At 53.4% G+C, this 11,853-nt stretch carries 11 protein-coding genes; 9 read left to right on the top strand and 2 right to left on the bottom strand.

The features are described from left to right. Positions 1–57: 57 nt before the first annotated feature. From PVA01S_RS10455 to PVA01S_RS10495, 9 genes are all read left to right on the top strand, one after another. A complete protein-coding gene (locus PVA01S_RS10455; protein WP_054797015.1) occupies positions 58–849 on the top strand; it encodes a hypothetical protein in 792 nt (263 codons plus the stop codon). Between the two features lie 154 nt (positions 850–1,003). Continuing rightward, positions 1,004–2,902: a glucose PTS transporter subunit IIA gene (locus PVA01S_RS10460; RefSeq protein ID WP_127607391.1), complete on the top strand. Its 1,899-nt coding sequence runs from the start codon at positions 1,004–1,006 to the stop codon at positions 2,900–2,902. After that, positions 2,895–4,685: a phosphoenolpyruvate--protein phosphotransferase gene (ptsP, locus tag PVA01S_RS10465; RefSeq protein ID WP_127607393.1), complete on the top strand. Its 1,791-nt coding sequence runs from the start codon at positions 2,895–2,897 to the stop codon at positions 4,683–4,685. The genes PVA01S_RS10460 and ptsP overlap by 8 nt, the downstream gene beginning before the upstream one ends. A gap of 66 nt (positions 4,686–4,751) precedes the next feature. Continuing rightward, entirely contained in the window at positions 4,752–5,285 is a 534-nt protein-coding gene (locus PVA01S_RS10470) for a type 1 glutamine amidotransferase domain-containing protein (protein ID WP_127607395.1), read from the top strand. A gap of 21 nt (positions 5,286–5,306) precedes the next feature. After that, positions 5,307–5,711 (top strand): VanZ family protein, encoded by a 405-nt coding sequence (locus PVA01S_RS10475; RefSeq protein WP_127607397.1) that lies wholly within the window; start codon positions 5,307–5,309, stop codon positions 5,709–5,711. Positions 5,712–5,852: 141 nt separating this feature from the next. Then, positions 5,853–6,269, top strand: coding sequence for a hypothetical protein (locus PVA01S_RS10480; RefSeq protein ID WP_127607399.1), 417 nt, complete (start codon positions 5,853–5,855; stop codon positions 6,267–6,269). A gap of 140 nt (positions 6,270–6,409) precedes the next feature. Further along, on the top strand, positions 6,410–7,438 hold the full coding sequence (ccpA, locus tag PVA01S_RS10485) for a catabolite control protein A (RefSeq protein ID WP_127607401.1): 1,029 nt from the start codon (positions 6,410–6,412) through the stop codon (positions 7,436–7,438). A gap of 38 nt (positions 7,439–7,476) precedes the next feature. Next, positions 7,477–8,184: a 5'-methylthioadenosine/adenosylhomocysteine nucleosidase gene (locus PVA01S_RS10490; protein WP_127607403.1), complete on the top strand. Its 708-nt coding sequence runs from the start codon at positions 7,477–7,479 to the stop codon at positions 8,182–8,184. 35 nt (positions 8,185–8,219) lie between these two features. Beyond that, positions 8,220–9,605, top strand: a complete 1,386-nt coding sequence (locus PVA01S_RS10495) for a glycine--tRNA ligase (RefSeq protein ID WP_127607405.1) — start codon at positions 8,220–8,222, stop codon at positions 9,603–9,605. A gap of 158 nt (positions 9,606–9,763) precedes the next feature. On the opposite strand, the gene PVA01S_RS10500 is transcribed toward PVA01S_RS10495, so the two are convergent. Together PVA01S_RS10500 and PVA01S_RS27000 are read right to left on the bottom strand one after the other, a co-directional pair. Continuing rightward, positions 9,764–11,230, bottom strand: a complete 1,467-nt coding sequence (locus PVA01S_RS10500; RefSeq protein ID WP_164751792.1) for a DUF5050 domain-containing protein — start codon at positions 11,228–11,230, stop codon at positions 9,764–9,766. A gap of 388 nt (positions 11,231–11,618) precedes the next feature. Then, on the bottom strand, positions 11,619–11,853 hold a 235-nt coding region (locus tag PVA01S_RS27000; protein ID WP_218029634.1), incomplete at its 5' end, for a hypothetical protein.

Raw genomic sequence — 11,853 nt, forward strand, 5'->3', positions numbered from 1 at the left:
GAACGGCGAAGCGCCTATCTCTGGAAGACTTCCTAAACCGTCCAAGGAGGATTTCGCATGTACAGCCAATTTCAAAACAATTTTCAAAATCAAGCAGGTGCTTCCGGAATTGTGAATTCCCAGTACCGCGGCTACGAAACAAAGTATCAACCGGTCGGATTCGTTCAATCCCAATACAACTCGTCAATTAATCAGGGCGCGAATAACCAGTTCAACGCAGGTATGAACAACATGAACAATCAGCAGCAATTCGTGAACAATCAGCAGCAATTCGCATCTTCTTACTCGCAACAGCAAAGCCCGCAAGCTTACCATACGGCAAGCTACCGCGGCAACCAACAAGGTCATGACGCCTACCTGCGTTCCGACTCCACGCAGCCCGCACAAAGCCAATATGGAATAGGCGCTGCGAGCGGCATCAACAACAGCGCGTACACATCGACATCGTTTGGCTCGAACGCCTTCCAAGCCAACCAACCGAACAACCAGTATCAAAGCGCTCAATCGTTCCACACGGCGGGCTACCGCGGCGATCAGCCGGGTCACGACGCGTACCTGCGTTCCGATTCTACCCAAACGGCTCAAAGCCAGTACGGTATCGGCGCAAGCTCCTACGCGAACAGCCCCTATACGTCTTCGTTTTCCACAGGCATAAACAGCAACCAGCAGCAAATGGGTACGGGCGCTTCTTATTCGCAATTCCAAAACCAAAGCCCGCAGTCTTACCATACGGCAAGCTACCGCGGCAACCAACAAGGTCATGACGCTTATCTGCGTTCCGATTCTACGCAACCCGCGCAAAGCCAATACGGTATGGGCGCAAGCGGCATGAACAGATACCAGTTCTAAATTGAACTGTTCTCGTAAGCGAATGGGCGGGCCGAAAGGCTCGCCTTTATGCGCTTTTTCAAGGCAAATGGTTGTTTGACAAATACCGGGTTAGCGCTTACCATCAAATAGTGCGAGTCAAGTTACGGTAAATTGGAAGGGGGAGCGACACGTTTTGAACTGGATGGGAAATTTGCAGCAGCTCGGACGATCGTTGATGCTGCCGACCATCACATTGCCCGTTGCGGCCATTATGCTGCGTCTCGGATCGCTGCCTTGGGATCAGATGTATATGCCCCGGATCGGTGAAATCTTCACTGCGTTCGGCACGATCATATTTACATATCTCCCTATGATATTTGCCGTCGGGGTGGCGCTCGGGTTGACCGAAAGCGCAGGCATCGCCGGGATGACCGCTCTGATCGGACATTATATGTTCGCGGAGACGCTGCAGCGTTATCTGGGTGAGACGTTTCAACTGGGCGTCCCCGGGGGGATATTGATCGGACTGATTGCAGCCGTGATTTATCACCGCGTCAAACATATTCAGCTGCCTGAGGCCATACAATTTTTCGGTGGACCTCGTTTGGTTCCGCTATTTATGGGACCGGCCGTCTTCGTGCTCGTCCTGCTTATGATTCAAATCGGGCCGCTCATGAATCTGGGGATGCAGAAGCTGACCGATATGCTGCTCAGTTGGGGCGGGTTCGGCACCTTTTTGTACGGAATCATCCATCGTTTATTAGTGCCTTCCGGTCTGCACCACGTGTTCAACAATTTTTTCTGGTTTCAATTGGGCGCTTACGGGAACAACGGACAGCCGGTATTCGGCGATTTGCCGAGGTTTTTCGCGGGCGATCCGACGGCAGGCATTTACATGGCAGGATTGTACCCGATTATGATGTTTGCGCTTCCGGCCATCGCCCTAGCCATCATTCAAGAAGCGCGCGAAGATTTGAAGCCGAAAATTCGGGCGACGTTTTTGACCGCCGCGTTCGCTTGCTTCTTAACGGGTGTGACGGAACCGATTGAATTTGCGTTTTTATTCGTAGCGCCCTACTTGTTCTTCATTCATGCCTTATTGTCCGGTTTGTCCATGTGGATCGCCTATTCGCTTGGCATTCATCACGGCTTCTCTTACTCGGCCGGCGCGATCGATTTTCTGATCAATCTGCACCTGTCCACGAACGGGCTCCTGCTCATTCCGGTCGGGCTTGCTTACGGCGTCGTGTATTATGTGCTTTTCCGTTGGGCGATTCGCCGATTCCGCATCCCGACGCCCGGTCGCGAGGAAGGTTCGCAGCTGGAAGAATGGGCCGGCGACATCCCTTACCGTTCGCCGCTCATATTGGAGGCGCTCGGCGGGAAGAACAACATTAAAAATCTGGAAGCGTGCATCACCCGCCTGCGCATAACGCTCGAGAACGATAAGCTGATGGATACGTCCGCGCTGCGGCACCTCGGTGCGGCGGGCGTCATCCGTCTTGGCGGCGGCAATGTGCAGGTCGTGTTCGGCACGTACTCCGAGCTTATTCGCGAAGAAATCAACAAGGTGCTGCGCAAGGATATTCGTCAGGTGCTGTTCAGCTCGCCGATGCAAGGACGTATGATCGCGCTCGAAGACGTTCCTGATAAAATTTTCGCCGGCAAAATCGTCGGTAACGGCGTCGCGTTCATCCCGGATAAGGGCGAGCTCGTTGCCCCAATCGCCGGGCGCATCATTCACGTGTATCCGACGCTTCATGCGCTGGGCATCGAGACGGAGCAAGGACTGCAGGTGCTGCTGCATATCGGGATCGATACGGCGCAGCTGCAGGGCAAGTATTTCACTTGCTATGTGAAAGAAGGCGATCAGGTGGAAACGGGACAACTGCTTGTCCGGTTCAATCTGCAGAAGGTGAAGAAGGGCAGCAAATCGCTGGCTACGCCGATGCTGATCACGAATACGGATGCGGTCAAATCATGGAGCTTTGCACCATATAAAGCGGTGAAGAAAGGCCAGGCTTCGGTCATGTCGGTCGTTCTTAAAGATACCGCCACAACAGTCGTAAGGGGAGGGAACGTTTTTGGTTAGGGGGATCGGAGCTTCATCCGGCATTGCGATGGGCAGGGCTTTCGTCATTCCGACCTGGGAATGGGACTTTCCCGACAAGTTGATTGATGTCGCCGACCTGGCGTACGAATTCGAACGATTGTATGACGGCATCCGGCACTCCAAGGATGAGATCGAGCAAATCAAGCAAGAATTCGTCAGCGTGCTGGGTGAAGAGCAGACACAAATTTTCGACGCGCATTTGGCCATCCTGGAAGATCCGGTATTCATGAACGAGGTCCAGGGTATTATGCAGCGTCAATATAAAGCGGCGGAAGTGGCCGTGAAGGAAACGATCGAAAAATTCGTCAATATGTTCGATCTGCTGGACGACGGGTACATGAAGGAACGGGCGCTTGACATCAAGGATGTCGGCAACCGTCTCCTCAAGCACCTGCTCGGCGCGCTGGAAGAAACGCTGCCGCCGAAGGACGAACCTTACGTGCTCGTCGCGAAGGAGCTTATTCCGTCCCAAATGGTGCACCTCGACGTCAACCAGACGCTCGGGCTGGTTACGATGATGGGCGGCAAAACATCGCATGTGGCCATCATGGCCCGGGCAATGGGCGTTCCTTATGTGCTGGGCGTGGAAGGGAAGCTGTCCACGCCGATCCAAACGGGCGATTATTTAATCATCGACGGCGACGAGGGCCTCGTATTCGTCAACCCTCCGGAGCAAGAGATCGAACGGTATCGGCAGCGGCGGGAAACGTGGAAAGCGCAGCAAGAGCTGCTGCTTCAATTAGCCGACATTCCGTCGCAAACGGAAGACGGCATGACCATGAACCTTGCCGCCAATATCAGCTCGATCAAGGAGCTGGAGCAAGCGATCGCCAAGGGCACTTCCGGCGTCGGGTTGTTCCGCACCGAATTTCTGTACATGAACCGCACCAGCTTCCCGGAGGAGGAAGAGCAATTCGTCGTGTACGGCGAGGTGGCGGAGCGTCTGAACGGCAAACCGCTTGTCATTCGAACGCTTGACATCGGCGGTGATAAGCATCTGGATTATCTGGAGCTGCCGGAGGAGGAAAACCCTTCGCTCGGATACCGTGCGATCCGGATCATGCTGGATCGAACCGATCTGTTCAAAACGCAGCTTCGCGCAATTTTGCGGGCCAGCCATTACGGCAACATCAAGATCATGTACCCGATGATCTCCTCGCTTGACGAGCTTCGCAGGGCGAACGACGTATTGAACGAGGTAAAAGCCGAGCTGGCGGAGGCGAACGTCGCTTTTCGTGCAGACGTGCCGGTCGGCATCATGATCGAGCTTCCGGCAGCGGTCATGATTTCGGACTTGCTTGCCAAGGAAGTCGATTTTTTCAGCATCGGTACGAACGATTTGGTGCAATATGTGCTCGCGGTCGACCGGATGAACGAGCAGGTCGCGCATTTGTACGACCCGTTTCATCCGGCTGTGCTGAGGATGCTGAAAATAACGGTGGATAACGCCAAACGGTTCGGCACGCACATCAGCGTCTGCGGCGAGATGGCGGGCGACGTGCGCGCGCTCCCGATCTGGATTGCCCTCGGCATAACCGAGCTGAGCATGTCGGTGTCGTCGATTCTGCATGTGAAGAACAGTCTGATTCAAAGCCGTCAAAGCGAAGCCTCGACAATTTGGCAGGAGCTTGCGGCCTGTCCAAGCAGCACCGCCGTGCTGCAGGTGCTTGGACGTTATTGGGAGACGGGGATTGCCGCGGCGTCGAAAGGGCCGAAGCCGTCAGAGTCGGATAACTCGCGGCCCGCAAGCGGCTGCTTTTGAACGGGTAGGCGATTAGAAGCGAAACATCCATTATTCAAGCTCAGAACAGGAAAGGAGTCGCGGACCATGGAACTGAAAGGTTACAAAGTGCTTGCCTTCGTGGACGAAGAATTTGAGGATTTGGAGATGTGGTACCCCGTGCTTCGCTTGCGGGAAGCCGGCGCCGAGGTGCATTTGGCAGGCCCGAAGGCGAATCAGGTCTATCATGGGAAATACGGCGTGCCGTTAACGACGGTGTACGCGCTTGACGAGGTGAAGTCCGAAGACTATATCGGCTTGTACGTGCCTGGCGGCTGGGCGCCGGACAAGCTGCGCCGCTATGCGTCCGTTCTGCGGCTGACGCGAGAATTTCATGAGGCGCAGAAGCCGATCGCGCACATTTGCCATGCAGGCTGGGTGCTTGCTTCGGCGAAAATTTGCCAAGGATACACGATGACGTCGACACCGGGCATCAGGGACGATCTGGAGAACGCGGGAGCTACTTGGGTCGACGAGGAAGTCGTGGTTGACCGTCACATCGTATCCGGTCGCAGACCGCCCGATCTGCCGGCGTTTACGAAAGCGTTCGTGGACGTATTGGCGAGCTTCTCACAGAAATAAAAGAGCAGGGGAAATAGCGAAATGAATGTATGGCTTCGATGGCTGCCCTCCGTCCTAGGGATGGCGGCCATTTATTATTTTTCGTCCCGAACGGGCGACGATTTAGGCGGCTGGCTGGACCAAATTCGCATTTGGATCCCCTTTATGGAAGGCTTCGATTGGGGCCATTTCGTATCCTATTACGGACTGGCGCTGACGTATTTATGGGGGCTTCGACCAAGACGGCTAAGCTGGCGCACGAAGCTTCTCGTCGTCCTGATGTGCATCGGCTACGGCGTAACGGACGAATTCCATCAGCTGTTCGTACCGGGACGCACCCCGGATGTGATGGATCTCCGCAATGATGCGATCGGGGCTGCGCTTGCCATGTTGACCGCTTCCATTCCAAGCGTAGCGCGGTTTTTCGAACGGCGTAACGACTGCTAATAATTGCTAGACTTCGAGCGGCAGGAGAATATGAACGAAGGTAGAATATTTCTATTTATCGGACCAGGAAAGCCGGCTAGGCTTCTTGTGTCGCCATGTTCTCATGTAAGGTTGGGTGTGCCGCCAGAAGGAGTGGTATTGTTGGTGAAGTTATGCAAATGCGGGAAATCGATGAATATCAGGCTCCGCACGGTTATCTATCAGAATAAAGTTGAAATCGATAACGTGCCTATTCATTCATGCGACTCCTGTAACCGGAGCGAAGTGTTTGCCGAAGTGAAGCCCGAGTTAACCGGATTGATCGGAACGCTTGGAGGCAAGCCTGAGAAGCAGCAGGTGAATTTTAACGAAATTAGCGAGATCGCTTATCTGATGATGAAAGTGACGGAGAAAAAACGCGCCTCGGATGCGATCGAAGTGATCATAGAGGAGCGGATTAACGAACTGCTCGATTTGCTGCTGCTCGCCCAATCGCTGCAGGACGGGCCGTGGATCGAAGATCTGCGCAAACGCCTGTCGCAGATTGCCAAGCATTCGCTAACGGTGCAAGATTTTTGAAAGCCACTGCTTCGCAGTTGGCTTTTTTGGCATAAATTTGATACTATAAACACAAGCGTAAGCCCAAATTCGTTGCGTAACCCGGCATTTTGTCGTATGATAAGGCTAAATGACCTGATCGCATTATACTTTAAATTACAATGGAGAGAATGGCCGTGACTGTGACAATTTATGATGTAGCCAGAGAAGCAGGCGTTTCCATGGCAACCGTCTCGAGGGTTGTCAACAACAATCCGAATGTGAAACCGCAAACGCGCAAGAAAGTATTTGAAGCGATCGAACGCTTGGGATACCGTCCGAACGCCGTTGCACGTGGACTCGCCAGCAAGAAAACAACGACCGTCGGCGTGGTCATTCCCGATATTTCCAACTCCATCTTTTCGGAAGTGGCGAGAGGGATCGAAGATATCGCCAACATGTACCATTATAATATTATTCTTTGCAACGCGGACAAGAAGAAAGAGAAAGAGATCCGCGTCATCAACACGCTTCTGGAGAAGCAGGTGGACGGGCTATTGTTCATGGGCGGCGCAGTGACGGAAGAACACGTGCAAGCGTTCAAAACGTCCTCGGTGCCGGTCGTGCTTTGCGCAACGGCGGACGAGCAGCGGAAGCTTCCTTCCGTCGATATCGATCACGAGAAAGCAGCGTATGATGCCGTGGCGACATTAATCGGACAAGGCCATCGTGACATTGCGATGATTTCCGGGCATTTGCAGGATCCGGCCAATGGCTTCGCGCGTTACCAAGGATACAAGAGAGCGCTGGAGGAAGCGGGTATTCCGCTTCGCGAAGACTATGTGCGAGTCGGCAATTACCGTTACGAATCCGGGCTTGAAGTGACGAAATATTTCTTAACGCTTGATCCGCGGCCGACGGCGATATTCGCAGCGACGGACGAGATGGCGATCGGCGCCATCCACACGCTGCAGGATAACGGCGTCAAGGTACCGGAAGATGTATCGGTTATCAGCGTGGACAATATCCGGATGGCTTCGATGGTTCGGCCGCAGCTGACAACGGTGGCGCAGCCGATGTACGATATCGGCGCGGTGGCGATGCGATTGCTGACGAAGCTGATGAACAAGGAAACGAAGGACGCTTCGGAGTTATCGCAAGTGATTTTGCCGCATGAGGTCATTCATAGAAATTCGGTGGCTCATCGTTGATATGAGCCACTTCTTTTTGTAAAAGGAGGCAACTGATTTTGGTTTACGATAAGATTGGCGTCATCGGCGCCATGAAAGAGGAAATCGACAAATTCCACGAACATCTGACCGAGACGCGCGAAACGGTAAAAGCCGGAATCACGTTCTATGAGGGCCGTTTCCATGGGCAACCCGTCGTGCTGTGCAAATCCGGCGTCGGCAAAGTGAATGCTGCCGTGACGACGCAGCTCTTGATCGATACGTTCGGCGTGCAGGCGGTTATTTTCACCGGCGTTGCGGGGGCGGTGGACCCCTCCTTGAACGTAGGGGATATCGTCGTTTCCTCGGAATGTTTACAGCACGATATGGACGTGACGGCGCTTGGCTTTCCGCGGGGCACTATTCCGTACGAGGCGACCTCGCTGTTCGCCGCCGACGGGTCGCTGCGTAAACTTGCGGCGGAAGTGAGCCGGGAGCTGTTCGGTGAGCGCGTGCTCGAAGGGCGAGTGTTATCCGGCGACCAATTCATCGCCAGCCGCGAGACGGTAGCAGGGCTGTACGGCGAGCTGCAGGGCGCTTGCGTCGAGATGGAGGGCGCCGCGGTTGCACAGGTGTGCTCGATGAACGGGGTGCCGTTCGTCGTGATACGCTCGATGTCCGATAAGGCGGACGGTTCGGCGCATGTCAATTTTGCCGAATTCACGTTGATGGCTTCGGATCATTCGTTCCAAATCGTGGACGGGATGCTGAAACGATTGCAAGCCTGACCGAGAATTATACATAGAAGGAGAGTAACAAACTTATGTCTTCTGTAACAATGGATCAACTCGTCGCTTTGGCGAAACACCGCGGCTTTATTTTTCCGGGCTCCGAAATTTACGGCGGCTTGGCCAATACATGGGACTACGGTCCGCTTGGCGTGGAATTGAAAAACAATATCAAACGCGCCTGGTGGAAAAAATTTATTCAAGAATCGCCTTATAACGTTGGTTTGGATGCGGCGATTTTGATGAATCCGCAAGCTTGGGTCGCTTCCGGTCACGTCGGTAACTTTAACGACCCGATGATCGATTGCAAGCAATGTAAAGTGCGGCATCGCGCCGATAAATTGATCGAGAACGCGCTCAACGCGAAGGGCATCGAAATGATCGTCGACGGCCTGTCGTTCGCCGATATGGAGAAGCTGATCGCCGAGCATAAGATCGTTTGCCCGGATTGCGGCGCTTTGGATTATACGGAAATTCGCCAATTTAACCTGATGTTCAAAACGTTCCAAGGCGTTACCGAGTCCAGCGCCAACGTGGTGTACATGCGTCCGGAAACGGCGCAAGGCATCTTCGTGAACTTCAAGAACGTTCAACGTACCATGCGCAAGAAACTGCCGTTCGGGATCGGCCAAATCGGTAAAAGCTTCCGGAACGAAATTACGCCGGGCAACTTCACGTTCCGGACACGCGAATTCGAGCAAATGGAGCTTGAATTTTTCTGCAAGCCGGGCGAGGACATGCAATGGTTCGAGTACTGGCGCGCCTACTGCCGCGACTGGTTGCTAGCCCTCGGCATTAAAGAAGACAGCATCCGCTTGCGCGATCACTCCGACGACGAGCTGTCGCACTACAGCAACGCGACAACCGATATCGAATACAAGTTCCCGTTCGGCTGGGGCGAGTTGTGGGGCATCGCTGACCGTACCGATTACGATCTGAAGCAGCATATGACGCATTCCGGCGAAGATTTCAACTATATCGAGCAAGAAACGAATGAACGTTACATTCCATACTGTATCGAGCCTTCGCTCGGTGCGGACCGCGTGACGCTCGCATTCTTGATCGACGCTTATGAAGAGCAGCAGCTGGAAGGCGACGACAGCCGGACAGTCCTACATTTGCATCCGGCGCTGGCGCCTTACAAAGCGGCGATCTTCCCGTTGTCGAAGAAGCTGTCCGATGGGGCCCACCAAGTGTTCGCGGATCTTGCCAAGCATTATTTGGTCGACTACGATGAGGCCGGTTCGATCGGTAAACGGTACCGCCGCCACGACGAGATCGGAACTCCGTTCTGCATCACCTATGACTTCGAATCGGAGACGGACGGTCAAGTGACCGTTCGCGATCGCGACACGATGGAACAAACGCGGATGCCGATCAGCGAGCTGAAAGCGTTCCTCGAGTCGAAAATTCAATTTTAATCGCATCTCAGCTTCGAACCCGCAGCCTTTGGTTGCGGGTTTTGTGCGTCTACTCGGGTTAAGGCCAAAAAAGGCCTCCTGAAGGACCTGATCAGAAACGTGAAGCTAGCGGCCGATCTTCGTTCTTCAGGAGGCGCAGAATGGCGCTTTATCGCCAATTAGGGTGTCAGCTCGAATCGTTCCAGCCTGTTGTCGCCCATGTAGGATTGCGGGAAATAGAGGGTATCGTCATCGACCAAATATAGAGAGGTCGCCCTTGCGTGAACGAGCGAGCTGCGCTCCGTTCCATCAATCCGCATCTTTTCAATCGAAGCGGAGCCCATGATTCCAAAGGAGCCATGAATGAAATAGAGCCAGCCTTGACGGTAATGCAGTCCCGAAATCAACTGGTCCGATGTGAGGAGGGGAATATCGACCTTGCCGTCCAGACTCAGCTTATTCAATTGCATGCCGTTCTTGACATAATACAGCCATCCGTCGAGAACGGACAGCCTGGATACGCCTTCGGCGAGCTTTGTCCGCTGTGTGCCGTCGGTCGACATCACATACAAGTTCGAAGGTCCGGTTTCCGACTCCTGCATAAGGAAATAAATCCGGTCATCGTGGATGAAAAAGTCAAATTCGCCGCTGCCGCCGACGAGCTCGGTATCGTCCGTGCCATCCTTGTTCATGCTGTGGATACCGGTTGCGGAATAATAACCGCCTCCGGTTACGCCTTCCATGGCTTTGAAGGCGAGACGGGTGTAGTAAATCCGCTCACCGGCTACCCACATCCGGTTCGTGGGAGCCGCAGAAATGACGGTGCGCTGAGATCCGTCAGGTTTAATTTTCAGAATACCGTCCATTTGTTTCATGTCGGGGCTTGAGGACGTGTAATAGATCCAATCGTCCGCAAGCTGGATGTACCTTGCGTTGTCATCGGCCAGCTTGACCTCGCCGGACCCGTCCATGCGCTTTTTGACAAGCTGATTCGGTCCGCTGTATTGCTGAGCGGGGTTCATGTAGAGCCAGTCGCCCTGTACGGCTAACTGTCCGCCATTGGCAAGGTTGAGCGCGTCGGCTTGTTTCGCTTGTACGTCGGCTCCACTGCCGCAAGCTTGAAGGCCGAAGCCTTGGCCGGTCGTCCAGCTCGTCGTCCAGCCGAACGCGTCGTGGGTGAAGCGCCATGTCATGGGGAAATAGGTCATGTTTCGGTACAGCAGAACGGGGTAAGGCTCCTGCGCGTTATCGACTTTCTGACCGTTCACGGTAACGGGAAACGGCGCCAACATAACCGGTTCCTGCTTCGTCTTATCATTACGCACGGCAGTCAAATCTTGACGGACCGGCTCACAGCCGGCTTTCTTGCTTAGCGACAAGCCGTTAACCGGATCCCAGGCGACGGATAACCCTAGCGCCGTTGTGTTGTTCCAGGTCATCGGGAAATAAGTGATATCCCGATATAGCAGCAGCGGGTAGGCGGCGTGCGTGACATCGAGTACGGTGCCGTTAACGGTGACGGGAAATGAAGGGACGGTTGCCTGAAGGGCAGGGGCCGCGGCATCCGCGCCAAGAGGGGGTAACGTACATGTAACCGTGATTCCGACGAGCAGAGCGCTCAAACTGCGTTTTAATCGTGTTGACATCATGGCTCTCTTCCTTTGGATAAAAGTAGTTGAATACTAAATATTTCAGATATAAACCAATGAACGCTGCGCCGACCTGGAATGTTGCGGACCGCCGTAAAATAGGTGGTTTACTTTTTTACCCGGATATACGGCTTCTCCAGCCACTCGAATTTTTCTCCAAGTTCAAATGTACGCAAAAAAAAACTGCCATTTCGGCAGGTTGAATTATCATCAAGTGTACAGTGCCAAAAATATGGAGCGCCTCATTTCTGTTAGAGATACGCCTATAGGTGGCGAAATCCTCCTTAATATCGTACCAGATACCACAAATACTTTATAGAAGTCTTTTTAGGCTCCGTTAGATTTCCGCAGAAGTATCTGTCACGTGACGCCTTTTTTTAGTAGTCTAATCATTCCTTGACTTAAGGAAACTAATCCGATGACAACTAAAAACATGGCAATGAAATTCGGTACGACCATTATAATCCCACTGCCTTGATCGGGTCCTCCGCTCTCTTTCAAAAGCGTATTCCACCACATGTAACCATAAACGCCAAGGATTAAGCATAGTATGCCAGCCAAAAATCGTAGTAATGCTAAGATCTTTTGCAATAACTACCCCACCTTGTTCACGTTTATTA

Source organism: Paenibacillus validus NBRC 15382 (assembly GCF_004000985.1).
Taxonomy (GTDB): Bacteria; Bacillota; Bacilli; order Paenibacillales; family NBRC-103111; genus Paenibacillus_G; species Paenibacillus_G validus.

Bases quoted from the DNA above. Each gene is read 5' to 3' on its own strand.
- ccpA (WP_127607401.1), top strand. From the start codon at position 6,410: ATGGAGAGAATGGCCGTGACTGTGACAATTTATGATGTAGCCAGAGAA.
- PVA01S_RS10455 (WP_054797015.1), top strand. From the start codon at position 58: ATGTACAGCCAATTTCAAAACAATTTTCAAAATCAAGCAGGTGCTTCC.
- PVA01S_RS10495 (WP_127607405.1), top strand. From the start codon at position 8,220: ATGTCTTCTGTAACAATGGATCAACTCGTCGCTTTGGCGAAACACCGC.
- PVA01S_RS10475 (WP_127607397.1), top strand. From the start codon at position 5,307: ATGAATGTATGGCTTCGATGGCTGCCCTCCGTCCTAGGGATGGCGGCC.
- PVA01S_RS10500 (WP_164751792.1), bottom strand. From the start codon at position 11,230: ATGTCAACACGATTAAAACGCAGTTTGAGCGCTCTGCTCGTCGGAATC.
- PVA01S_RS10470 (WP_127607395.1), top strand. From the start codon at position 4,752: ATGGAACTGAAAGGTTACAAAGTGCTTGCCTTCGTGGACGAAGAATTT.